The organism is Arthrobacter sp. TMN-49, assembly GCF_054511095.1.
This window is the reverse complement of record NZ_JBTNDH010000029.1, coordinates 1-24,191: the sequence shown is the minus strand read 5'-3', so window position 1 is coordinate 24,191 and position 24,191 is coordinate 1. Positions and strand designations below refer to the sequence as shown.

The window sequence follows — 24,191 nt, the reverse complement described above, 5'->3', positions numbered from 1 at the left end:
CCGAAAATTCACGGTTTTCCCGTGATTTTCGGCGTTTTCTGCGGGTCGGTTTTTTGTTGGGCTCCTACACGCGAGAGGCCGCGGCGCCTGCCCGGGTGCCGACGTCGTAGGTGTAAACCTGTTTGCCGCCGATGAACACCCGCACCGCCCGAGCCATGACGTCCAAGGGATCCGCGCTCCACAGCACCAGGTCGGCATCCTTGCCCACCTTCAGCGAGCCAATCCTGTCGCCCAGACCCAGCACCTTGGCCGGGTTGAGGGTGATGGCCCGCAGGGCTGTGTCCCTGTCCAGGCCTTCCCGCACCGCGAAGGTGGCCTGGTGGACCAGAAAGTTGATGGGGACAGCAGGGTGGTCGGTGATGATGGAAATTTCGACGCCGGCCGCTGCCAGCTTGCCCGGGTTGGCAAGGGACCTGCCCCGCAGTTCGGGCTTGGACTTACTGGTGAACAGCGGACCGATCAGCACCGGGGTGCCGCGGGAGGCCAGTACATCGGCCAGCACATGGGCCTCCGTGCCGTGGTCAATGACCAGCTCATAGCCGAACTCGTCGGCTAAACGGATGGCTGTGGCGATGTCGTCGGCGCGGTGGCAGTGCTGGCGCCACGGGATCTCGCGCCGCAGCACCATGGACAGGGCCTCCATGTGGGCGTCGCGGGGGCGGGGCTCCGGCAACGCCAGCCAGTTTTGCGCCGCCATGAAGGCTTGGCGGATCACCAATGCTGTGCCGAGGCGGGTGGAGGGAGTCTGCTTCTTTTCACCGTAGACACTCTTGGGATTCTCGCCCAGGGCCGATTTCAAGCCGCTGGGGGAGCGCAGCACCATTTCCTCGATGTACCGGCCATGAGTGTGGAGGGCCACAGCCAGCCCGCCGATGGGGTTTCCGGAGCCGGGGTTCACGTTGACGGCAGTCACTCCGCCGGCCAGCGCGTCATCAAAGCCCGGGTCAAAGGGATCCACCGCGTCGATGGCGCGGACGGCCGCCATGACCGGATCAGTCATCTCGTTGACGTCGCTGGTGGACTCCAGCTCGCCTTCGGGGTCCATGCCCAAATGCACGTGGGCGTCGATGAAACCGGGCAGCAACCACTGACCCTTGGCGTCGAGAATGTCCGCACCCTCGGGGACGGCAAGGGACGCGCCAAGACCTACGATCTTGCCGCCGTCGACCAGCACTGTCCCGGTGAACGGCTCGCCCTCAACGGGGACCACATGAGCATTCGTGATGGCCAGGACCCGTCGTTTCGCGGCGGCGGCTGCCTCGCGAATGGTGGCACTGATCGAGGCAGTGTTTTCGGCAGACTTGGCGGGGGTTGCCGCCGTGGCCTGCTTCTTGCCCGCCTTGCCCGGCTTGCCTGCCTTGCCCGGCTGTGTCGGAGCCGGTATGGCGCCGGGCTTTCCCGCGGGTGCGGCCGCCCTGCGCGTGACACGCCCCGGCACAAAGCCGCCCTGTGAGGTTCCGCCGGGCTTCGGTGTGGGCAATGAGGGTGTCATGACGGCCTTTCGCTAAGCAATGGTGGACTCCTCCAAGCTACAGCGTCTACTGCTGCCCCGTGAGGTACGCGCCAGCCTGACGTAGCGGGTGCGCGGGACTCACCACCAGTTCAGCGCATAACTTCAGGGCCCCACAGTTAGGCTGAGGCGATGCAGAAGAAGACTGTCTTGATAACGGGTGTGGGCCGCACTGTGAGCATCGGCGCCGGGATCGCGCGAGCCCTCGCCGCCGATGGTTGGGACCTTGTCCTGAACTACTGGCAACAGTATGACGAGCGCATGCCCTGGGGTGAACAGCCAGAAGACATCAGCACTCTCACCGCGGAGCTTGAGGCGGCGGGCTCACGGGTGTGGACGCTGCCGGCAGACCTGGGCGACCCGTCAGGTTCCGAGCGGCTGATGGCGGACATTGCGCAGCGGGCCGGGACGTTGAGCGCGATGGTGCTTTCGCACTGTGAATCGGTGGACTCCGGGATACTGGACACCTCGTTGGAGAGTTTTGAGCGGCATTTTGCCGTCAATACCCGCGCCAGCTGGCAGCTGATTGCCGCCTTTGCCCGGCAAGCCCCGGCCGACGGCGGCGCCATAGTTGCGCTGACAAGTGACCACGTGGCGTTCAACGTGCCTTACGGGGCGTCCAAGGGCGCACTGGATAGGATCGTCATTGCCGCTGCCCGCGAACTGGCCGGGCAGGGCATCAGCGCCAACGTGCTCAATCCCGGCCCCGTGGACACCGGCTGGATGGATGCGCCAACGCGCGAATCCTTGGCCGCGCTGCACCCGGGCGGGCGGCTGGGCACCCCGGCTGATGTGGCGCCCACCGTGGCGTTCCTGCTTTCCCCGGGCGGGCGGTGGGTCAACGGCCAGCTGATCAAGGCCGACGGCGGCTTCTCGGCGTAATCACAAGATGCCTGCGCGCGGTCCATGCCGAATCCTGCGCCACTTTCAGGGCTGCGCCGCATCCACCGCCAACGATGCGCAGACACAAACCGGCCGGCTGTCATGAAGCCGTCAAGATTGCCAAGGACGGCGTAAAGAACGCGTAAAAACAGGCATCAAACCCACGTCACGGGTGTGCGATTGAGGCAAGACATCAACGCACATTGTGAAAGTAGGTTTGTCGTGGTTTTACTGACGTGGCTTGTTTTGGGGCTGGTGGGGCTTGCCTTGCTGGTATACCTGCTGACTGCCCTCATCCGCCCCGAAAAGTGGTGAGCGGACACCATGGACCTTAACGTCTTCTCGCTGGCCACCCAGCTGGCCGTATTAGTAGTGGTGCTGGCCGCCGCCCATCAACCGCTGGGAAAATACCTGGCGGCAACGTTCACCAGCCACAAACATGTGGCGGTGGAACGCGGACTGTACAAGCTCTCCGGCATTGACCCCCAGAGCGACCAGCACTGGAAGGTGTACCTGCGCTCGCTGCTGGCGTTCAGCATCGTTTCCATCGTGGTGCTGTTCCTCGGCCAGCTGCTGCAAGGGATCCTGCCGTTCAACCAGGGGTTGGGTGCTGTGGACCCATGGGTTGCCATGAACACCGCCGTCTCCTTTGTGACGAACACCAACTGGCAAACGTATGCGCCTGAGGCAACGCTCGGCTTTGGCGTCCAGATGCTGCTGCTCGCCGTGCAAAACTTCCTCAGTGCAGCCGTGGGACTGGCTGTCGTGGTGGCCCTGATCCGCGGCATCACCAGGGCCCAAACCAGTAACCTTGGCAACTTTTGGGTTGACCTGACACGCGGCACCTTGCGGGTGTTGCTGCCGCTGGCAGTTGTTGGCGCAGTGGTCCTGATGGTCACAGGCGTCATCCAAAACTGGGGTGGCACCGCTATCCACACGCTGGTCACGGGCGCTCAACAAATCGTTCCAGGGGGTCCGGTCGCCTCGCAGGAAGCCATCAAACTCCTGGGCACCAACGGTGGCGGCTACTTCAACGCCAACTCGGCCCACCCCTTTGAAAACCCCACAGCCTTCAGCAGCTTGTTCGAGGTTCTCTTGATCCTGGTCATCCCGTTCTCGCTGCCGGCCATGTACGGACGCATGGTGGGCGACAAACGCCAAGGCTACACAGTGCTCACTGTCATGGTGGCGTTCTGGCTGATCTCCACCTCCTTGATGGCGTGGGCCATAGCTGCTTTCAGTGGCAGCGGCACCAGCGTCGGCGAAGGATTTGAGCAACGTCTAGGCGTTGCCCCGAGCGCCTTGTTCGCAACAGCCACCACACTGACCTCAACCGGCGCCGTGAATGTGGCCCACGATTCCCTCCCACCCCTGGCCGGCGGGCTGGCCATGCTCAATATGATGCTGGGCGAGATTGCTCCCGGTGGCGTGGGCTCCGGACTCTACGGGATGCTGATGCTCTCAGTGGTGGCCGTGTTCATCGGCGGCCTCATGGTGGGGCGCACCCCCGAGTTCCTGGGCAAGAAGATCGGTGCACCCCAGATGAAGCTGGTGGCCCTGTACATCCTGGTCACCCCCACGCTGGTGCTGCTGGGAACCGCCATCACGGTATCCATCCCCGCCTTGGCGGCTGCGGCGCCCGCCGAGGGCCCGCACGGCTTCAGCGAAATCTTGTACGCGTTCACCTCGGCTGCCAACAACAACGGCTCAGCATTTGGCGGCATCACCAGTTCAGGTCCCGGCCTGGCCACCTTGCTGGCGCTGGCCATGTTCATTGGCCGGTTCTTGCCCATAGCCCTGGTCTTGGCGCTCGCCGGCTCCCTGGCGAAGCAACGTAAAACCCCTGCCACAACGGGAACCCTCGCCACGCACGGTCCGCTCTTTGCCGTGCTGCTGGGCGGCATCGCCCTGATCTTGACCGCACTTACTTACTTCCCGGCGCTCGCCCTGGGCCCGGCTGCTGAAGGACTGCTGAAATGAACCCAAGCAACACGATTGCGGCGCTGCCCCTGGCCTTCCGCAAGCTCAATCCTCGCCAAATGATCCACTCGCCAGTCATGTTCACCGTGCTGATCGGTTCCATTGTCTGCACGGCCGTCAGCATCCAACAGCTGGTCATTGGCTCCTCCTCGGCAGTGTTCTCCCTCATTGTCACAGTGTGGCTTTGGCTGACTGTGCTGTTCGGCAACTTGTCCGAGGCCATTGCCGAGGGCCGGGGCAAGGCGCAAGCCGACAGTCTCCGTTCCGCTCGCACCTCCGTCATGGCACGACGCCGGACACGCGCCTTGGTGCCGGCCGGCCAGTCCGGCGGCGGCGACGACTATGCCGAGGAGCTGGTGCCCGGCACCGACTTGGCCGTGGGCGATGTGGTCATCTGTGAAGCAGGGGATCTTATCCCCAGTGATGGTGACGTCATCGAGGGCCTGGCCAGCGTGGACGAATCCGCCATCACAGGCGAATCGGCGCCGGTGATCCGCGAATCCGGCGGGGACAGAAGCTCCGTCACGGGCGGGACCATGGTGCTCTCCGACAGGATCGTCATCCGCATCACAGCGGCCAGCGGCAAGACGTTCCTGGACAGGATGATCTCCCTGGTCGAAGGCGCTACCCGGCAAAAGACGCCCAATGAAATCGCATTGAACGTGTTGTTGGCCTCGCTGACCATCGTGTTCGTGGTCGGCGTCATGACGCTGGCGCCGCTGGCGAACTTCGCCAACGCACTACCCACACCGGTGGTTCTGGTGGCTTTGCTGGTCTGCCTGATCCCCACCACCATTGGCGCCCTGGTGCCGGCCATCGGCATCGCAGGCATGGACAGGCTGATCCAACGCAACGTCCTGGCCACCTCCGGCCGGGCGGTGGAAACCGCCGGCGACATCACCACGTTGCTGTTGGATAAGACAGGCACCATCACCTACGGCAACCGTCGCGCCGTTGCCTTCGTGGCGGCCGACGGCGTGAACCAGCACGTGCTCATCGAGTCGGCACGCTTGTCCTCCTTGGCAGACGAGACACCCGAGGGCCGCTCCATCGTCGAGCTGGCTGTGGGGGATGCGGTGAAGGGACAGGACGCCACCGCGGCACTGACCCCGGATGTTGATGTCATCGAGTTCAGCGCAGTCACCCGCATGAGCGGGCTGAACTTGCCGGTGGGGCATCCTGCCAACCCGGGCCATGCGGTCCTGGAGGTGCGCAAGGGGGCCGCGTCCGCCGTCGAACGCTATGTGACCGAACGCGGCGGGTTCCTGCCCCAGGAACTCGAAGAGGCGGTGCGCAAAATCTCCGGGACAGGGGGCACCCCGCTGCTGGTGGCCACCTACGACGGCGAGCGCGCGCAGGTTCTGGGTGTTGTGCATCTGGCTGATGTGGTCAAGCCCGGCATGAAGGAACGGTTCGCCGAACTGCGGGCCATGGGCATCAAAACCATCATGATCACCGGGGATAACAAGATCACGGCCGCTGCGATTGCTGCCGAGGCCGGGGTGGATGACTTTGTTGCCGAGGCCACCCCCGAGGACAAGCTGGCTGTGATCAGGGCTGAGCAGGAGGCGGGGCGTCTGGTGGCCATGACGGGGGATGGCACCAATGATGCCCCGGCCCTGGCCGCGGCGGATGTGGGTGTGGCCATGAATTCAGGCACCGGTGCGGCCAAGGAAGCGGCCAACATGGTGGACCTGGATTCGGACCCCACCAAGCTGATTGACATTGTGGGCATTGGCAAGCAGTTGCTGATCACGCGCGGTTCGCTGACCACCTTTTCGGTGGCGAACGACGTGGCCAAGTACTTTGCCATTGTGCCGGCGTTGTTTGCCGCCACGTTCCCCGGGCTGGGCCTGTTGAACATCATGGGGCTCTCCTCACCGGAGAGTGCGATCTTGTCAGCGGTGATCTTCAACGCGCTTGTCATTGTTGCGCTGGTCCCGCTGGCGTTGCGCGGGGTGAAGTACAGGGCCGTCTCGGCGGCCAGTGCCCTGTCCCGGAACTTGCTCATCTTTGGCCTGGGCGGCGTCATTGCCCCGTTCATCGGCATCAAGCTCATCGACCTGTTGGTCTCTCTCATCCCCACGATTGGTTAGCACAATGAACGCTTACGGACGTCAACTTTTCACTGCTTTACGGTTCCTGCTGTGCGCCACGCTCGTGTTGGGGCTGGCCTATCCGGTGCTGGTCTTTGGGCTGGGTCAAGTTCTTGCCCCAGCCCAGGCCAACGGCTCCATTATTACGGTGGGTGGCCAGGTCGCGGGTTCGTCGCTGCTGGCCCAGCCTGTCACCGGCACCGCCCACTTCTTTCCGCGGCCCTCGGCTGTGGACTGGGACCCGGCCGCGTCATCGGCCACCAATCTGGGGCCCAACCAAGCGGCCCTGGTGGAGGCGATGGCCACCAACCGGGCCGAGGTGGCTGAGCGGGAGAAGGTGGCACCTGCCACCGTGCCCCTCGACGCGGTGACGGCCAGTGGTTCGGGGCTGGATCCTGACATTTCGCCGGCGTACGCGGCCTTGCAAGTACCGCGGGTGGCTGCCGCCAACGGGCTCAGCGAGGCGGCCGTGAAGGAGTTGATTGCCAAGAACACCAGCGCCGGGGTGAACGCTTTCCTGGGCCAACCAGCGGTGAACACCACCACCTTGAATGCTGCCCTGGGTGCTGTGCAGAAAACTGCCACAGGCCTGCGAGAATAAACTATGACGCGCGGCATCTTGCGGATCTTCCTGGGCGCAGCCCCCGGTGTGGGTAAAACCTACTCCATGCTGGAGGAAGGTCATGCCCAAGCCGCGGCAGGTGTTGACGTGGTGGCGGGAATTGTCCTTGACCACGGCCGGGCACAAACCCGGGCGCAACTTGCCGGGCTCGAAGTCATCCCGGCCCGGACTATCAACTACCGTGGCACCGATTTCGAGGAGCTGGACGTCGCTGCCCTGTTGGCGCGGCGTCCGGCGCTGGCCTTGGTCGATGAGTACGCCCACTCCAACATTCCGGGGGCGGGCAACGCCAAACGCTGGCAGGATGTGGAGGAGCTGCTGGCCGCCGGCATCGATGTGTACTCGACCGTCAACGTCCAGCACCTGGCCTCCCTGGGGGACGTGGTGGAAACCATTACCGGTGTCCGCCAGCAGGAAACAGTGCCCGATGACGTGGTGCGCCGGGCCGATCAAATAGAACTGGTGGACATCCCGCCGGAGCTGCTGCGCCAGCGGCTCAGCACGGGCCACGTGTATGCCGCCGACAAGGTGGACGCCGCACTGGCCAACTACTTCCGGCTCGGCAACCTCACGGCGCTGCGTGAACTGGCGTTGCTGTGGCTTGCCGACAGGGTGGAAGAGGGTGTTGCCGCCTATCGGGAAAGCCACGGTATCGCCACCAGCTGGCCCACCCGTGAACGCGTTGTGGTGGGGCTGCCGGGCGGACCCGTTGGTGAGGTGCTGCTGCGCCGCGCCGCCCGCATCTTGAGCCGGGTCAGTGGCGGGGAATTGCTGGCCGTGCACGTGCCCCGGTCCGACGGCGTTGCCGGGGACGCGCCGTCGGCCCTTGAAGCGCAGCGGCAGCTGGTCACGGACCTTGGCGGGACATACCATTTTGTGGGTGGCTCGGACCCCGCGCAGGCGCTGCTGGATTTTGCCAAGAATGTGGGTGCCACCCAAATAGTCATTGGTTCCTCGCGGCGCAAACCACGCCTGGGATTCCTCAACAGCGCCGGTGTGGGGGCCAGGGTGGTGCGCGACGCCGGTGACATTGACGTGCACATGGTGCCGCACCCCTTGAGCGGGTCCGGTGGTACCGTGCGCAACCGCGGCGAGCTGAACAAGAAACGCGTCGTTGCAGGATTCATTCTTGCCGTGGTGCTGCCCGTCCTGGTGGAGTTGTGCACGGGACCGTTGAGCCTGCAAACCACCATGGTGGTCCAGTTGGCGGCGGCAATTGCTGTTGCCCTGATCGGCGGCCTGTGGCCTGCCGTGCTGGCAGCCGTGTGGGGGAGCCTGCTGCTGAACTATTTCTCCGCACCACCTGTGCGAACCCTGACCATCAGCAGCCTGGAGAACCTGCTGTCACTGGCCATCTTCTTGCTGGTGGCGGTGGCTGTTGCGTTGGCCGTGGATCAATCCGCCCGGCGCTCGCGGGAAGCCATCAGGGCCGGGGCGGAAGCCGCCACCTTGAGTGAACTGGCCCGTGGCATCCTTGCCTCCCAAGACACCGTGCAGGTTTTTCTGGAACAGGTCAGGGACCATTTCGCGATGCGCTCGGTGGTCCTGTTCCGCAACACCGCCTCCGGGGCGGCCCAGGAAGGCAAGGGCTGGCGAATGGAGGCCGCCGTGGGGGATGAGCCGGCGCAAATCCCCGAGCAGGCAGACACTCTTGAGGAGGTGTCCGAGCACTGGATGCTGGGCCTTTCCGGGCGCGTTCTACCAGCCAGTGACAGGCGCTTGCTGAGCGCATTTGGGGCACACCTGCTCGCCCTTGAACAACGCGAGGCGCTCAGTGTCACGCAACGGGAGAATCAGCAATTGAGCCAGGACAACAACATCAGGACCTCTGTTTTGCGGGCGGTCTCCCACGACTTGCGCACGCCCCTGGCCGGGATCAAACTGGCCGTCAGCAGCCTTCGCCAAACAGCTGTGACGTTCAGCCCCGAGGACGAGGCCGAGCTGTTGGGCACCATTGAGCACTACTCGGACAGGATGGAGGCGCTCGTGGGCAACCTGTTGGACATGTCCCGCCTGAGCGCCCAAATGGTCCACCCGGTGGTGGGCCCGGTGACATGGGCGGAAGTGCTGCCGGCAGCCTTGCACGGCGTCCCCGCGGGGCGGGTGCGCCGGGAACTGCCACCCAATATGCCTGCCATCGACGCCGATCCGGGCCTGTTGGAGCGGGTCATTGCCAACATTGTCGAAAACGCCGTCAAGTATGCCCCAGGCTCGGAAATCGTTGTGGTGGGCTCCATCGGCGGCAGCGGCAGCGCCACGATCAACGGCTACCCGGCCAGCGAACTGCGCGTCGTGGATCATGGCAAGGGTGTCCCGGCGGCCGACGTCATGGCCATGTTCAAGCCCTTTCAAAGGCTCGACGACGTCTCCTACGGTCCGCAGGGCGGCACTGGTGTGGGCCTGGGGTTGGCCGTTGCCAAGGGTTTCACCGAGATTATGGGCGGTGTGCTGGAGGCGGCACAAACGCCCGGCGGCGGGTTGACTGTGATCATCAGGATGCCGCTCTCCACAGGGATTACGAAAACACTTTGAGGATTGAATCTTGACAACGGTTTTGGTAGTAGATGACGAACCCCAGATTTTACGTGCCCTGCAAATCAATTTGCACGCCCACGGATACACGGTGGTGCCGGCCCCCAACGGGACCGCAGCGTTAGCCGCCGCCCAAACCCAGGCGATTGACGTCGTCGTCCTTGACCTGGGTCTGCCGGACATGGACGGTTTGGAGGTGATCGCCGGGCTTCGCGGCTGGACCGAGGTGCCCATCATTGTGCTCTCGGCCCGGCATGGGTCGCACGACAAGGTGGAGGCGCTGGATGCCGGTGCCGACGACTACGTGACAAAACCGTTCGGCCTGGATGAATTGCTGGCCAGGCTGCGGGCGGCGACGCGGCGTTCCGGTTCGCAGACGGCCGAGCCGCGCGTGGAGACGGCAGAATTCACCGTGGACCTGGCCAACAAGCAAGTCTTCCGGCACGGTGAGGCGGTGCGGATGACACCCACCGAGTGGAGTGTGCTGGAGCTTTTGGTCCGCAACCCCGGCCGCCTGGTGAGTCAGCAACAAATCCTGACCGCTGTGTGGGGCCCGGCGTATGCGAAGGAAACCCACTATCTGCGGGTTTACATGGCGCAGCTGCGGCGCAAACTCGAGGACGACCCCGCCAATCCGGCGCATCTGCTCACGGAAGCGGGCATGGGGTACCGGTTCGCACCCTAGCTGCCCCTGCTGCCGGGGTGAGCAAACCCACAAAACGTAGCCACTACCGGGGCCTTATGTAGTCATAAATCAATTAGTAAGATTATGACTATGACAAAACGTTCGCCCCTGGCGCTTGCTGTGCTCACGCTGCTGCTGGAAATGCCCATGCACCCCTACCGCATGCAGCAGCTCATCACCCTGCGCGGCAAGGACAAGGTTGTCAACGTTAGTCAACGCGCCAGCCTTTACAGCACCATTGAACGGCTCACTCGCGACGGCCTGATCCGCGTCGCGGAGATTGAACGGGACGGCTCCCGGCCTGAACGCTCCGTCTATGAAATTTCCGACGCCGGCCGCGCCGCCGCCCACAGCTGGCTCACCGAAATGCTGTCCGTGCCCAAGCCTGTCTTCCCGGAATTCCTTGCCGCACTGGCCCATGTGCCGGTGCTTGAGCCCGGCGAGCTGGCCGGGCTGCTGCGCACCCGCCGGCAGGCGCTGGCCGTGGACGTGGCCCAGCTGGAAGGTGAGTTGGCGGCCCTGACTGACTTTCTGCCCCGCGTGGTCCTGTTGGACGCCGAACTCATGGTCCGCACGCGCACCACGGAACTGGAATTTCTGGACGACGTCGTGACCGAGTTGGAGTCCGGCGCCATGACATGGAGCCGGGAATCCCTCGCCGCACTGTCCAAGGCACACGAACCGCAGCCATAGCGCTGCCACAGAACGTAATACACCACCACTTGACGAGGAAGCACGCATGAAAACCACTGCACCACCCATCGGGCGGGCACGCACCATAGCCTTGATCTCACTGTTCATGGCCTCCTTCATGGAGCTTTTGGACGCCACCATTGTCAACGTTGCACTGCCGGATATTGAACGGTCCTTCGGTGCCAACAGTGCACAGTTGCAGTGGATGGTGGCCTCCTACACGCTGGCGTTGGCCATTGGCCTGATCACGGGCTCCAGGGTCGGTGACATCTATGGCCGCAAGAAAACCTTCATCATCGGTCTGGTGATCTTCACCGCGGCCTCCGTGTTGTGTGGCATGGCCATGAACCCGGAAATGCTCATCGCCTCACGCGCTCTGCAGGGCTTTGCCTCGGCGGCCATGATCCCGCAGGTGCTCTCCAGCCTTCAGGTCATGTACAAGCCCTCCGAGCGGGCCAGCGCCATGGCAGGATTCTCCGCACTTGCCGGGGTTGCCGCCGTTTCCGGCCCCATCCTGGGCGCCATCTTGACCGACGCCGACATTTTCGGCTGGGGCTGGCGCACCATCTTCTTCGTCAACATCCCCGTGGGCATCTTCGCGGTCATTTGTGCCGTCAAGTACGTGCCCGAGTCCGTGGCACCCGTGCGGCACAAACTTGACCTGTCCGGCGTCGTGATTCTTGCCGTGGGCATGCTGGCCATCCTCTACCCGCTCACCATGGGTCGGGAGGAGAATTGGCCGCTGTGGACGTTCCTGATGATGGCCTTTGGGCTTCTGGTGCTGGTCGGCTTTGTGTTGTTGCAGCGCCGCGAGGAAAGGAACGGTGGCGAGCCGCTGGTGGTCGTGTCCTTGTTCAAGAGCCGCCCCTTTGCTGCCGGCATCGCCATGATGTTCTTGTTCTTCATCCCCATGAACGGTTTCTTCCTGATTCAGACCTTGTTTCTGCAGCTGGGCCTGGACTACCCCATCCTGAAGGCCGGGCTGACCATGATCCCGTTCTCCATCATGGTTCCGGTCCTGGCCGGCATCTCCGCGACCATACTGGCCCGCAAGATTGGCCGTGTGGTGTTGCAGTTGGGGCCGCTGGTCATTGCCGTGGGCTTCGTGGTCCTGATCGTCACGGTTCATGCAGCGGGCGCGGCCGTGACCCCGTGGCACCTGGTGGCGGGGCTCGCCCTCAGCGGTGCAGGCTTCGGCATGGTGGTGGCGCCCGTGGGCATCTTCGTGCTCTCCGAGGTGCCCACCAAGTTTGCTGGCAGCGCCTCAGGCCTGTTCAACACCACCAGCCAACTCGCCGGCGCCCTGGGCGTCGCCATCATTGGCACCATCTTCTTCAATTCGCTGGAAACCAGCACGGCCGCCAGCCAGTCGGCAGTCTTCATCGACGGCTTCACGTTCACCATGTGGTGGATGGCCGGGGGGATGGTCCTGGCCTCCATTGCGGCAACGTTCCTGCCACGGTGGGCCTCGGAAGCAGACCCCGCCGAGGAATTTGATGCCGAGTGGGTGGAAGCCTAAAAATGGTGGCGGCATCGTGTCCTAGGGTTAAAGCATGACTACCCCCACGCCACGGACCGGTTCCTTGCTTGCCATTTGCCGGGTCCACCAGCTGATCACCACGGCAACAGGTTTTGGTGTCACAGCCATCGACAAACGCCCCATTGCGGGGCCCGTCAGCCTGCGGACCTTCGGCGTTTTTGGTGACGTGCAGGGCGACACCGAGCATCACGGCGGACCCGATCAGGCGGTCTACGCCTATTCGCAGGAAGACGCGGACTACTGGAGTGCCGAGCTCGGACGCCCGATTCCGCCGGGACTCTTTGGCGAGAACCTGCGCACGCAGGGCATCGAAACCACTGGCGCCGTGATTGGGACGCGCTGGCGGATTGGCAAGGCTCTGCTGGAGGTCACGGCTCCACGCGTCCCTTGTGTCACCTTCGGGGAGCGCATGGCTGAGCCGCAGTGGGTCAAGCGCTTCACCGCTGCCGGGCGGGTGGGCACGTATTTGCGGGTGCTGGAGCGCGGCACGGCCCAAGCCGGTGACACCATTGCTCTTGACCACGTGCCCAGCCACGGGATCACTGTGGGCAAGTTCTTCAGCGACCCCACTGTCCAGGACGTGAACACGCTGCAGGGCCTGCACGACGCAGGGGAATTGGCCTTGAGCGCCCATTATTGGCCCCGCTTCGAGCGGATAGTGCAAAAAAACGCTTAAGCTCACCGGACTCACCGTTGAGACGGTGATGGGCGTCATTAGACTGATTGCCAGTGCCGAAGCTGCGCGCCATTGACAGTCAATGGGGGCGCAGCTTCGGCACTGGCGCAATGACCGGCAACAACGGTGCGCACAAGCAAACTGACATGGGGCCATGCGCAACGCCAGCCCCCAGTCAGGCAGGCCGGAGTATGCCCTTGGAGGGCATGTGCCCAACCTCACTGACCGGCATCGACGTTAGCTGTATCGCGGCGGTAGTGTATGCACTACAATTTAAATATCCCCCACTCCGGTATCTCCTTTTATTTCTGCCCAATTTTTGAGGCAGGAGCCTGAAGTGTTTGGGGCCCGCAATGTTTTTGTGCGGGCAAGTAGCGTTCATAGGGGATTGCCGGCAAAGAAACGTCATGCGGTGTTGGTTTTTACAACATCGGCGGCCGTACCAACGGCGCACTACATGGCGCGAGATCCTGCCCGGGATGCCGAGTAGCGGCTGGATTTCCTCCACTGCGGCTTTCCTAGCCGCTTGGCCCTATGAATGAGGACAGTTTGACCATGCCCGAAAACTTGACAGAAACTTCCCCCGACGCCGTGGAAGAAAACGAAACTACTTTCGCCGACTTGGGTATTGACGGCCGTGTGCTGTCTGCCCTGCGCGACGTTGGCTACGAGAAGCCCTCACCCATCCAGGCCGCCACCATTCCGTTGCTGCTTGAGGGCCGCGACGTTGTTGGTTTGGCACAGACCGGTACCGGTAAGACTGCAGCATTCGCCGTCCCCGCCCTGTCCCGCATGGCTGAGCTGATGGACCTCAACGGTCCCACCAAGGACACCCAGATCCTGGTCTTGGCACCCACCCGTGAATTGGCGCTGCAGGTTGCTGAGGCTTTCACCTCGTACGCCAAGTACATGGACAACTTCTCCGTACTGCCCGTCTACGGTGGCTCGGCTTACGGCCCCCAGCTGGCCGGTTTGCGCCGCGGCGCACAGGTTGTTGTCGGTACCCCCGGCCGCGTCATCGACCACCTCTCCAAGGGTTCCTTGGACCTGTCCAACCTGCAGTACTTGGTATTGGATGAAGCCGATGAGATGCTGCGCATGGGCTTCGCTGAGGACGTGGAGCAGATCCTGTCCCAGACGCCGAAGGAAAAGCAGGTTGCCCTGTTCTCCGCCACCATGCCTGGCCAGATCCGCCGCATCTCCAAGCAGTACCTGAACAACCCGGCCGAGGTGACTGTAAAGTCCAAGACCACCACGGGCGCCAACACCCGCCAGCGCTACCTGCAGGTCATGGGCCCGCACAAGCTCGATGCCCTGACCCGCGTGCTCGAGGTTGAGAACTTCGAAGGCGTCATCGCGTTCGTGCGCACCAAGATGGCCACCGAGGACCTCGCCGACAAGTTGAAGGCACGCGGCTTCCAGGCTGCCGCCATCAACGGTGACATCCCGCAGCAGCAGCGTGAGCGCACCATTGAGGCTCTCCGCGACGGCAAGATCGACATCCTGGTGGCAACAGATGTTGCCGCCCGTGGTCTTGACGTTGAGCGCATCACTCACGTGATCAACTACGACATCCCGCACGACACCGAGTCCTATGTGCACCGCATTGGCCGTACGGGACGTGCCGGCCGTTCAGGTGACGCCATCTTGTTCATGACTCCCCGTGAGAAGTACTTGTTGCGCGCCATCGAGAAAGCCACCCGCCAGCCGGTGGACCAGATGCACCTGCCGTCGGCGGAGACCATCAACTCGCTGCGCATGGGCAAGTTCGCTGAGAAGATCACCGAAACGCTTGCCAGCCAGGACGTGGCCAAGTTCCGCGACCTGATCGCAAGCTACGAGCAGGAGCACGACGTGCCTGCATCGGAGATTGCAGCCGCCTTGGCCGTTATGGCCCAGGGTGGTCAGCCGTTGCTGGTCAACGACCTGCCGGCAGCACCGGAATACCAGAAGAAGGAACGCTCCAAGGACGGCTTCGGCTCCCGCGGGCCGACCCGCACCCTGACCGAGGGCAACGCAACCTACCGCATCGCAGTAGGCCGTCGCCAGCGCGTCATGCCCGGCTCCATCGTTGGTGCCATTGCCAACGAAGGTGGCCTGTCCTCCGCGCAGATCGGCGGCATTGACATCCGCGCCGATCACACCCTGGTGGAATTGCCGGCTGAGCTGAGCAAGGACCAGTGGCGTGCACTGAGCAAGACCCGCATCAGCGGCGAGCTCATCAACCTTGAACTGGACAAGGGCCGTCGCCCCTCCGGTGGCGGCGCCAGCGCCGGAGCACCTTACAAGGCCCGTGAAGAGCGCACCGACCGCGGCCAGGGTGGTTTCAAGAAGAAGTTCGACGGCGACCGCAGCGGCGGCTTCCGCGGCGACCGTGACCGCGGTGCAGACCGTGGCGCTGACCGCGGCGCTGACCGCGGCTTCAGCGCCGACCGTGGCCAGAGCCACACAGGTCACGGTGGCGGCGACCGCCGTCCCCGTCACGAAGGTGGCCAGAGCTTCAACAGCAAGGGCAAGTGGTAACAACCACGCCCTAGGGCACTAGAAAAAGGGCCGGTTATCCTGTGCGATAACCGGCCCTTTTCTTGCCTGAACATCCATGTGACGCAAGTCATGCGTAAGTCGTTGACGCGGTGAAATGCCTTGATTTGTAGAGGATTTTTCCGCCAAATTCTCGGCTTCAGAAGCGGAATATGCGCCGGCCACGCCGCTCGGAGAGCGTTCCGCCTCTCTCGATTTCACATCCGGCAAATCCACTGGTAATGTATTCTCTCGTTGCCCCCCTAGCTCAGTGGTAGAGCGCGTTCTTGGTAAGAACGAGGTCACCGGATCGATTCCGGTGGGGGGCTCGCAAATGAGAAGGCTCGTGTCAAGACGGTTTTGTCCGGGGGGCACGGGCCAATCTCATTTATGGCGGCATAGCTCAGTTGGTTAGAGCGCACGACTCATAATCGTGAGGTCCCGAGATCGAGTCTCGGTGCCGCTACAGCAAGAAAACCCGTAGTCTTGGGCCAGATGGCCTGGCGACTACGGGTTTTTTGTTTTACCGGGGGTCGCCAACTGTAGCCATACCTCTCGTCACGGCCTTCCGCAGGGAAGGATACAAAGGAGCGCACAAATGCCGAACAAGGTTCTCATCATTGGCGGACACGGGAAAATTGCCCTGCTGCTGGCGCCGCTGCTCAAGGATGCAGGCATGGAAGTCACCTCGGTGATCCGCAATGCCGCCCAGATCGACGCCGTCGCAGCCACCGGTGCCACACCTGTGGTGCACGACGTCGTATCCTCCTCGGTTGCCGAACTCGCCGACCTCTTCACCGGCCAGGACGCCGTCATCTGGTCCGCCGGTGCTGGCGGTGGCGGCCCCGAACGCACCTACGCGGTGGATCGGGACGCAGCCATCGCGACCATGGATGCGGCGTCCATGGCTGATGTGCCGCGCTACGTCATGGTCTCCTACCTGGGCGCCCGGACAGACCACGGGGTGCCGCCGGAGAACAGCTTCTTCGCCTATGCCCAAGCCAAGGCTGCTGCCGACGCGCACCTGCATTCCACGACCCTTGCCTGGACAGTCCTGGCCCCGGGAGCCCTTACCCTGGCCGAACCGACCGGGTTGATCGACCCCACCCCGGCGGCGGAGCGCAACGCCGCTGAGTCAACCAACACCTCCCGGGCCAACGTTGCCCTGGTGGCGGCCGCTGTGCTGGCGGACCCGAAGACCATCATGCGCACCATTGAGTTCACCGACGGGGATGTTCCCATTGAGGTGGCGTTGACCCCGTAAAATAAGGGGCGTGGAACAGCTTGTACTCATCATTGGTCTTCTTTTCGCCACAGTAGTTGCCGTCGGCGTGGGGGACCGGCTCAAGCTGCCCTACCCGGTGCTCATGCTCATCATGGCGGGGGCGCTGACGTTCATTCCGGGGTTCCCGGATCTGCGGATCGACCCCGAGCTGATCCTGCCCATCTTCCTCCCGCCCTTGTTGTTTGCCACTGCGCAGAAAAGCTCCTGGGCGGTGTTCCGGGTCCGCTGGCGCACCATCATCATGCTGGCGGTTGCCTTAGTGGTGGTTTCCACGGCCATGGTGGCCGGTGCCGCGTGGCTGTTGATCCCGGGTATTGGCATCCCGGCAGCCATCGCCCTGGGCGCCATGTGTGCTCCGCCGGACCCGGTGGCCGTGGAATCGGTTGCCGGGCGGGTGCATATGCCGCGCAGACTCATCACAGTCCTGCAAAGTGAGGGCTTGTTTAACGACGCGGCAGCAATCGTGATCTTCCAAGCCGCCGTGGCCAGCACCATGGACGGCGAGCCGTTAGGTGCCGGTGTGGTGGGAAAATTCCTGCTCGGTGCCGTCATTGCCGTGGCAGTTGGCATGCTGATGGGCTGGGTGACGGGGGTGATCACCAAACTCATCACCTCCTCCGTGGCTCGCAGCGCCGTGACCCTCATTGTTCCCTTCGCCGCGTACATCCTGGCCGAGGAAGTCCACGCCTCGGGCGTCATAGCCGTGGTGGTCACAGCATTGGAGATCAAACGCCATGCCCGTGCGGAGGACGCCACCGAGCGCATCACCCGTGCCGCCTTCTGGGACGTGGTTGAACTGCTCGTGACGGGCCTGGCCTTTGGCTTGGTGGGCTTGGAAGTCCGTGTGGTCATCAAGGAAGAAGGCTCAGCCATTTGGGGGATGCTGCACGCGGCCGTCGCCATCAGTGTTCTGGTGATGGTGGTCCGGTTCCTGTGGTTCGGCCTGTTGGCGCTGCTGTCCAAGAAGCACGACGGCGACCTTCCGCCCACCAGCATCAAGGACGTCACCATTCTTACCTGGTGTGGCATGCGCGGGCTGGCCACGTTGGCCTTGGCGCTGGCCCTTCCCACCGTGCTGCCCTCCGGGGAGGCATTCCCGGGGCGGCATGAGATCATCGTCATCGCCTGCGCCGTGCTGCTCACCACGCTGGTGCTGCCGGGGCTCACGCTGCCGTGGCTCATGCGGGCCCTGAAAGCCACCGACGACGGCGTGGAGGAGCGTGAGGCGGCCAAGCTGCTGGCCCTGCGTGCCCAAGGGGCAGCGATTGCCGCACTGCGGGACAATGAGGTCATCAAAAACCTGCCACCGGAGAAATTGTCTCTGGTCAAGGACAAGATGAAGCGCCTGCACGCGGAACTCCTCGATGACGGCCTGAAGAATGATGACACTGACGAGCGCCGCCGTCGTGGCCGGGAGTTGGCCATTGCCGTGCAAACCATCGCCCTGGACGCGGCCCGGGCCGAGGTCCTCAGCGCTCGCAGCGAACCGGAGGCCGACCCGGAGGTGGTGGACAGGGTGCTGCGCCAGCTGGATCTGCGCACCATGATCATGCCGGAGAGCTAGAAAGTCAATCCTTGACGTTGCATGGCGGCGGGTGTCCACTTTAGTCAACATGCTGTGTTGGTTTCTCTGCGGGGTCAGGAGCCGGTCATGAATGAACTCGTCAGTTGGTTCACAGGCACGCTGCCAGATCTTCCAGAACGAGAGAACGCGCAGCTGGGCCGCATGACCCGATGGTTTCGGGCCCGCATGTCTAAATGGTTGACAGGAACCCTGGCGGTCCTGACTCTGACGGTGTGGATTGCCATGGCCGAGGTGGATCGGCTCATTGCCGACACCGCCACGGAAACCGGCCGCAGCGCCTCCGCCAGCTCACTCCAGGCAATCGATCCCCGCCTGGGCCAAGAAAACTGGGCTGTGTGGCACAGCCTGCCTTTTAGTTCAGACCTCGCAGCTGGTGAAGCCATCCAGGGGACCCCTGCCATCGGCGACCAGGTGGCTTCACTGCTGGCCATCTATTTCATCGCTGATGTCTTTTTTGCTGCCCTCTACACTGGCTTGCTCTTACGTCTGCTCTGGCGCCGGCGCTGGGTTCGCTTCCTGGTTTTCGTCGTTCTTGCCAGTGAACTAGCCGAGAGCTTGATTCAGCTCAGCACCCTCCACCAGGTCTTGGTGACTCCCGCGTCGGAACCACTGACCGTTCAGGGCTTGTTAGCCGTGGCCTTGGTGGCGACGACATTGAAGTGGGCGTTCTTGGCTGGCCTAGTTGTAGTCACCTTTGCGTATCCACGGTTGCGGAGGTCCTTCTTTCGGCTTGTGAAACGTACGTGGCGGGCGCTTTTCATTCACAGGATCTCGCTCGTTGCCATACTGCTCATCGCGGCATTGGCATTGTTGCCCATTGAAGGTGTCAATGACCAGCTGCCGGACACCCAAAGGGCGTGGATTGGGGCGGGTATTCTTCCCTTCCTCGTGACGAGCTGCATAGTCCTCGTGGTCGTTTTTGGCATATTTTTTGTGGGTCGACGGCGCAGTGAACTGATCTGGAAGATCTTCCATGTTCCACGCGATTTGACGAGTCGGAATCCAGGCAGCATTCCTGACAAGAAGCCCCACTATGAGTTGTGGATGGTGCTCCCGCTACTGCTGGCTGTAGGGTTTATTGTTGTAGCCCTCCTCACTCCAGGCCATAAATATTGGTCAGTCGATGCGCCGTTTATAGCAGTCCTTCTTGTTCCCACCCTCGCAGTTGTCGTGAGTCTCGCCATCGAGAAACGACTTGGTGAGGCTTCGACTCCACAATACGAAAACCCTGATTACTTTCGCGCCTGGGATGCATGGCGTTGCGGGGATGTGTTGGCCATGGTGTTCCTGGCCATTTCAGGAATATCCCTGGTGAGGTCCTTCACGGCGCCCTTGGCGCTGCATCTGGCCCAGGGTCAGGCCATGAATGATGAAATCGGAGTGGCCTGGGCCTTCTGGATCGTCGGAGTCCTTACAGCTGCTTTGGCATTCCCCATCGGTGCGCTGCTGAACCGCATGGCGTGGGGGAAGTTCATGGATCCACGCGCGTGGGCCGGCCCGGAAGTCGCGAGCGGATCCGTGGTTCTTTTTGTCTTCTTCACCACAGTGTTGGCTCTCTTTGCAGTGCTGCCTGTGCAGGCCAGCGGCTTGGTGGGTGTGCCCGGGACTGCGGCGCTGCTCGTTGGTGCGTGGGCCGTCGTCATAGGCCTGCTGGTGGTGTCATTGCAAGGGCAGAAGCCCCTGCGGCTCTTTGCCAGCATGAAGCTCAGGGCAAATCCCGTACTGACACTGATTGCTGTCACCTTGCTGGCTGGCACAGCCTTTGGCGGGACCACTAATCTTCACAACTTGCGTCCAAGCCCAAAGGTGGCAGAGGGGACTAACTCGGTGAAGCAACGGCTCACAGTTGAAAGTAGCCTGGGGGAGTGGCTGAAGAACAAGTCTGCCTGTACAAAAGCTATCGACGGATCGGGGCTGTCCGACGCGGACGCACGCACTGCCCAGGACCTGCGCGTGCGTCCCATGATCCTCGTTGCAGCCGAAGGAGGAGGGATTCGAGCTGCCAGCTGGACGGTGCGGGCCTTTGAGAAGCTGTCCCCGGTGGATAGCTGCGCCAACGGATCCGTCATTTTGTCGTCGGGCGTCAGCGGCGGATCTCTGGGTCTGACGCTGAGCCGGTTGTACGGGGTCGACGCGGTGGGGAAGATGAAGGAGCTGGCCCAATCGGGGCCGTTGGCGGCAGCAGTCACCGGCGCACTGGTGGGCGACATCGTCGGGGCGAGTACGGGTCTCAAGATCCCTACAAAGTTCAATGACCCTGCAACCGGCCAAGAGCTGCTGGCCTGGAATGACAGGGCGGGCCTCGTTGAATCGGTGTGGGAGCAGTCGGCGGGCAAGCTGGCCTACCCTTTTGGTGCCGACCAGGCTGGACCCACCGGGGCACTCCTGCTGAATTCGACGGACACCGGTACTGGATGCCGGGTGGTAATTAGCCAGCTGGACCTTCCCGCTCCGGTCACCACAACCGGGGCGCCTCCACAAGGAATTCAGTGCACAGCGCAGCAGGGATTCCCTCTATCGGTGGATCTGTTGGACCAGGAGGCGCAATGCGCGCTGAAACTCCGTTGGTCCACAGCGACCCTACTCTCGGGCCGGTTTCCCATCGTTTCCCCGGGTGGCCGGGCAGCGGCCGCGGTTGCAGACGGGAAAGGTGGTGTGAAATGCCCAATGGACCCCGGGTTCCAGCTCATTGACGGTGGCTACTCCGAAGTCTCGGCGATGGGAACTGTCGCGGATCTGTGGCCTGTGCTGCAGAAGGCGGTTCTGGCTCACAACGCGTGTGTCGTGGCGATTGCCACCATGCCGAAAGAGGACCCCAAGAAAGAGGTTGATGGATGCACGGAGACGGTCGCGAAAACGGAGATCGTGGTTCCAGTGTTCCTGTTCCTGCAAAACTCTCCGGGATCGGACATTGTGGCACGGGCACCCAAGGCCGCCGCGGAACTCATGGTTCCTTTGATCGGCAAAGGTGCCAAGGAACTGCAGTCAGGGGCGCCTGCGTGGATCCAGCGCCTCGAGGCGAGCGCCAGCGTGTGCCCCGACAGTCAAGCCGCTAGCATTTGCAGCGTCGCCGCCAAATCGGTTGCGGAGGCGCTGGGCAATCGTTCCGTCGTGGAAGTGGCCCCCAATAGCGTTCCTGCCCTTGCAGCGCCGCTGGGCTGGTCGTTGTCGGACATGAGCCAGCTACAACTTGAAAAGGCCATGGCCGCGGAGGCCGACACGGCGAAGGGCCGTGACATGGAACCCTTCGCCCGGCTGCTCGACTATCTGCGCAAGTAGAGGCACTGGTGCAATGCACTAGTAAAAGATGCCCGGCTTTGTGGGTGGACACAAGGACATTGGGGGGCCAGTCCGTATACGGTAGATATATGTCTAGCACCGTTGGTAACGAAGCCGTCTCCAAGCCCGTCCGAACCCGCAATATCCCGGCGGAAATTGCCCGCTCGTGGCTTCTCGTCCCCGCTACCCGGCCGGAAATATTCGACGAGGCGGCAGCATCACGCGCCGACGCCGTCGTCCTTGACATTGAAGACGCCGTTGACCCGAAAAAGAAGGACGCCGCCCGCGGCGACGTCATTGACTGGCTGCGCAACGGCGGCCGGGCGTGGGTCCGCATCAACGATGTCTCCTCCAACTTCTGGGCCGACGACGTGGCCGGCTTGCGCAACATCCCCGGCCTTCTGGGTGTCATGCTGGCCAAGACCGAGCAGGCCGAACAGGTCAAGGAAACGTATCACCGCCTCGACGGCAACACACGCGTCCTGGCCCTGGTGGAGTCCGCCCTGGGCATCGAGGAAGCCAACAACATTGCCCGCGCCGAGGGTGCCTTCCGTTTGGCCTTCGGTTCCGGTGACTTCCGCCGCGACACAGGAATGTCGGCCGATCGCGAAGCCATGGCCTACCCGCGCGCCAAGCTTGTCGTCGCCAGCCGCGTCGGAAACCTGCCCGGCCCCATTGACGGCCCCACGGTGGGCACCAACCACCCCATCCTGCGCGAACAGTCGGCCATCACCGTCTCCATGGGGATGACCGGCAAGCTCGCCCTGGCCATGGACCAGACGACCATCATCAACGAAGTCATCAGCCCCACTCCCACGGACGTGGCCTGGGCCACCGACTTCATGAACGACTTCAACGCCCGCGGCGGCATAATCCGCGACGGGTCCGACCTGCCCCGCCTGGGCCGGGCCGAGAAGATCATGAAACTGGCCGTCGCCTACGGCGTCCAGCCCGCGCTCTAAACTGTTGGATCCCGCCAGCGCCGAGCCGACAGTGCCTGAGGGCGGACTGGTCCGGGGCGTCTCGTGGGGGCCTGATGGGGCCTCGCTGTCGTTGACCACGGACGACGGCGACGCCTTGGTGTCGCTGGCGGCTCGGCAGTGGCTGCGGTTTCGGGTTCACGCGGGGGCTGGCGTTCCCGCCCGGTATTGTCTTGGCTACACCAGCGTTGCGGGGGCTGGTCAGTCTCAGCATTGTCGCTGCCCGTCGGGGCAGGCGGCTGAGCGCGGCTTCCAATGCGGTTCCTGTTTTGCCCGGGACGATCTACGCCATATGCACGACTTTCACCGCAGCGGCTATGCCCCGGCTGGAATGCGGGACTACTTGGCCCAGCCACACTGGCTGTACATTGCCACGTTTGCCGACGGCACCACGAAGGTGGGCACAGCCTCGCAACCGAGCAAATGGCGACGCCTTGCTGAACAGGGTGCAGTGGTGGCGCAGTACGTGGCGCTGGCCCGCGACGGCGCCGTGGTGCGCCTGCTCGAAGACGCGGTAACCAAGGAACTGGGCTTGACGCAATTTGTCCGCGGGGCCGCCAAACTGGCATCCCTGCTCTCACCCCGGCCTACAGCGCACCTTGAGGCAGGCAACCAGGCTACCTCCGACGTCGTACGGGAGTTTTTGCAAACCCACCCGCTGGAGGGCTTCGAGGTTGTCCATGAGCTGTGGGAACCAAGCAGTTTCGCCGGCGCGATCACAGCCAACACCCCCAGGGTCGCCTACCCGCAGCCGCTGGGCTCGGGCACCCACGGCATGCGGCTCGTATCCATGCTGGGCCCCTACGCTTTGGTGGCCGTGGATGACTCAAGCGTGTCATTTGTGGCGGATCTTTCGGCGTTGAAGGGGCACAAGGTGTCTTGGGGCGACTACGCCACGGAGGTGCCGGCGTTGCAGGAATCGCTCTTCTAAGGCGAGAAGTCTGCGCGAACGCGTCCCGTACACTGGGGTGGTGCTTAACGACTTTTGGGAAACCGCGCCGCCCGCCTATAAATGCGCTGTTTTTGGCGGTATGGGCCTGACGTTCATTGGCATTGTGATCATTGTGATCGGTGCCGTGACAACAACACCCGCCATGACGTTCGTTGCCCTGCCGTTCATCGGCGTCGGCCTCCTGGCGCACATGGCGTCAATGGGCCTGCGCGGGCGTAGCATCCGCAAGGAATTGAAGGCTGCCGAAAAGCGCAGCCAGGCCAAGTAGCGACCCCGGGAGCAGAAAAGACGGCGCTGGGGGGGGGGGGGGGGGGGGGAGGGGGGGGGGGGGGACGAGGGGGGGGAGGGAGGGGGGGGGGGGGGGGGGTAGGGGG

Annotated in this window: 18 protein-coding genes and 2 tRNA genes; 19 read left to right on the top strand and 1 reads right to left on the bottom strand. The window is 63.3% G+C overall.

Going from position 1 to position 24,191, the window contains the following annotated elements; genetic code table 11:
* Positions 1–64: 64 nt before the first annotated feature.
* The gene (locus ACX80E_RS13200) at positions 65–1,492 is read right to left on the bottom strand and encodes an amidohydrolase (protein ID WP_459302456.1); all 1,428 of its coding nucleotides are present in this window, start codon (positions 1,490–1,492) and stop codon (positions 65–67) included.
* Positions 1,493–1,642: 150 nt separating this feature from the next.
* Here ACX80E_RS13200 and ACX80E_RS13195 point away from each other — a divergent pair, with 150 nt between their 5' ends.
* The 19 genes from ACX80E_RS13195 to ACX80E_RS13105 all read left to right on the top strand — a co-directional run bounded on the left by ACX80E_RS13195 (position 1,643) and on the right by ACX80E_RS13105 (position 24,085).
* Positions 1,643–2,392 (top strand): SDR family oxidoreductase, encoded by a 750-nt coding sequence (locus ACX80E_RS13195; RefSeq protein ID WP_459302455.1) that lies wholly within the window; start codon positions 1,643–1,645, stop codon positions 2,390–2,392.
* Positions 2,393–2,614: 222 nt separating this feature from the next.
* Positions 2,615–2,707, top strand: a complete 93-nt coding sequence (kdpF, locus tag ACX80E_RS13190) for a K(+)-transporting ATPase subunit F (RefSeq protein ID WP_459302454.1) — start codon at positions 2,615–2,617, stop codon at positions 2,705–2,707.
* A gap of 9 nt (positions 2,708–2,716) precedes the next feature.
* Positions 2,717–4,372: a potassium-transporting ATPase subunit KdpA gene (kdpA, locus tag ACX80E_RS13185; protein ID WP_459302452.1), complete on the top strand. Its 1,656-nt coding sequence runs from the start codon at positions 2,717–2,719 to the stop codon at positions 4,370–4,372.
* Entirely contained in the window at positions 4,369–6,468 is a 2,100-nt protein-coding gene (kdpB, locus tag ACX80E_RS13180) for a potassium-transporting ATPase subunit KdpB (protein WP_459302451.1), read from the top strand. Before kdpA ends, kdpB begins: the two co-directional genes overlap by 4 nt.
* 4 nt (positions 6,469–6,472) lie before the next feature.
* Positions 6,473–7,069, top strand: coding sequence for a potassium-transporting ATPase subunit KdpC (gene kdpC / locus ACX80E_RS13175; RefSeq protein WP_459302450.1), 597 nt, complete (start codon positions 6,473–6,475; stop codon positions 7,067–7,069).
* Between the two features lie 3 nt (positions 7,070–7,072).
* Complete coding sequence (locus ACX80E_RS13170) at positions 7,073–9,622, top strand: DUF4118 domain-containing protein (RefSeq protein ID WP_459302449.1); 2,550 nt, start codon at positions 7,073–7,075, stop codon at positions 9,620–9,622.
* A 10-nt stretch (positions 9,623–9,632) separates the two neighbouring features.
* Positions 9,633–10,307, top strand: a complete 675-nt coding sequence (locus ACX80E_RS13165) for a response regulator (RefSeq protein WP_459302448.1) — start codon at positions 9,633–9,635, stop codon at positions 10,305–10,307.
* Between the two features lie 90 nt (positions 10,308–10,397).
* Positions 10,398–11,000: a helix-turn-helix transcriptional regulator gene (locus tag ACX80E_RS13160; RefSeq protein WP_459302447.1), complete on the top strand. Its 603-nt coding sequence runs from the start codon at positions 10,398–10,400 to the stop codon at positions 10,998–11,000.
* Between the two features lie 46 nt (positions 11,001–11,046).
* Complete coding sequence (locus ACX80E_RS13155; protein ID WP_459302445.1) at positions 11,047–12,519, top strand: MFS transporter; 1,473 nt, start codon at positions 11,047–11,049, stop codon at positions 12,517–12,519.
* A 34-nt stretch (positions 12,520–12,553) separates the two neighbouring features.
* Entirely contained in the window at positions 12,554–13,216 is a 663-nt protein-coding gene (locus ACX80E_RS13150; RefSeq protein WP_459302444.1) for an MOSC domain-containing protein, read from the top strand.
* A gap of 555 nt (positions 13,217–13,771) precedes the next feature.
* Complete coding sequence (locus tag ACX80E_RS13145) at positions 13,772–15,739, top strand: DEAD/DEAH box helicase (protein ID WP_459302443.1); 1,968 nt, start codon at positions 13,772–13,774, stop codon at positions 15,737–15,739.
* Between the two features lie 254 nt (positions 15,740–15,993).
* Positions 15,994–16,065: transfer RNA gene (locus tag ACX80E_RS13140), tRNA-Thr, on the top strand.
* Between the two features lie 63 nt (positions 16,066–16,128).
* Positions 16,129–16,202: transfer RNA gene (locus ACX80E_RS13135), tRNA-Met, on the top strand.
* A 132-nt stretch (positions 16,203–16,334) separates the two neighbouring features.
* Complete coding sequence (locus ACX80E_RS13130; protein ID WP_459302442.1) at positions 16,335–17,000, top strand: NAD(P)H-binding protein; 666 nt, start codon at positions 16,335–16,337, stop codon at positions 16,998–17,000.
* A 10-nt stretch (positions 17,001–17,010) separates the two neighbouring features.
* Positions 17,011–18,585 carry a Na+/H+ antiporter gene (locus tag ACX80E_RS13125; protein ID WP_459302441.1) on the top strand — a complete coding sequence of 525 codons (1,575 nt, stop codon included), beginning with the start codon at positions 17,011–17,013 and terminating at the stop codon, positions 18,583–18,585.
* An 87-nt stretch (positions 18,586–18,672) separates the two neighbouring features.
* Entirely contained in the window at positions 18,673–21,885 is a 3,213-nt protein-coding gene (locus ACX80E_RS13120) for a hypothetical protein (protein WP_459302440.1), read from the top strand.
* Between the two features lie 89 nt (positions 21,886–21,974).
* Positions 21,975–22,847 carry an HpcH/HpaI aldolase/citrate lyase family protein gene (locus tag ACX80E_RS13115; protein ID WP_459302439.1) on the top strand — a complete coding sequence of 291 codons (873 nt, stop codon included), beginning with the start codon at positions 21,975–21,977 and terminating at the stop codon, positions 22,845–22,847.
* Between the two features lie 4 nt (positions 22,848–22,851).
* Positions 22,852–23,796 (top strand): DUF2797 domain-containing protein, encoded by a 945-nt coding sequence (locus ACX80E_RS13110; RefSeq protein ID WP_459302437.1) that lies wholly within the window; start codon positions 22,852–22,854, stop codon positions 23,794–23,796.
* A 40-nt stretch (positions 23,797–23,836) separates the two neighbouring features.
* Entirely contained in the window at positions 23,837–24,085 is a 249-nt protein-coding gene (locus tag ACX80E_RS13105; protein WP_459302436.1) for a DUF3188 domain-containing protein, read from the top strand.
* Positions 24,086–24,191: the final 106 nt, after the last annotated feature.

Excerpts from the sequence above, each read along its gene's own strand:
- ACX80E_RS13160 (WP_459302447.1), top strand. The coding sequence starts at position 10,398 with ATGACAAAACGTTCGCCCCTGGCGCTTGCTGTGCTCACGCTGCTGCTG.
- kdpA (WP_459302452.1), top strand. The coding sequence starts at position 2,717 with ATGGACCTTAACGTCTTCTCGCTGGCCACCCAGCTGGCCGTATTAGTA.
- ACX80E_RS13150 (WP_459302444.1), top strand. The coding sequence starts at position 12,554 with ATGACTACCCCCACGCCACGGACCGGTTCCTTGCTTGCCATTTGCCGG.
- kdpB (WP_459302451.1), top strand. The coding sequence starts at position 4,369 with ATGAACCCAAGCAACACGATTGCGGCGCTGCCCCTGGCCTTCCGCAAG.
- ACX80E_RS13145 (WP_459302443.1), top strand. The coding sequence starts at position 13,772 with ATGCCCGAAAACTTGACAGAAACTTCCCCCGACGCCGTGGAAGAAAAC.
- ACX80E_RS13115 (WP_459302439.1), top strand. The coding sequence starts at position 21,975 with ATGTCTAGCACCGTTGGTAACGAAGCCGTCTCCAAGCCCGTCCGAACC.
- ACX80E_RS13130 (WP_459302442.1), top strand. The coding sequence starts at position 16,335 with ATGCCGAACAAGGTTCTCATCATTGGCGGACACGGGAAAATTGCCCTG.
- kdpC (WP_459302450.1), top strand. The coding sequence starts at position 6,473 with ATGAACGCTTACGGACGTCAACTTTTCACTGCTTTACGGTTCCTGCTG.
- ACX80E_RS13195 (WP_459302455.1), top strand. The coding sequence starts at position 1,643 with ATGCAGAAGAAGACTGTCTTGATAACGGGTGTGGGCCGCACTGTGAGC.
- ACX80E_RS13200 (WP_459302456.1), bottom strand. The coding sequence starts at position 1,492 with ATGACACCCTCATTGCCCACACCGAAGCCCGGCGGAACCTCACAGGGC.
- ACX80E_RS13120 (WP_459302440.1), top strand. The coding sequence starts at position 18,673 with ATGAATGAACTCGTCAGTTGGTTCACAGGCACGCTGCCAGATCTTCCA.
- ACX80E_RS13170 (WP_459302449.1), top strand. The coding sequence starts at position 7,073 with ATGACGCGCGGCATCTTGCGGATCTTCCTGGGCGCAGCCCCCGGTGTG.
- ACX80E_RS13155 (WP_459302445.1), top strand. The coding sequence starts at position 11,047 with ATGAAAACCACTGCACCACCCATCGGGCGGGCACGCACCATAGCCTTG.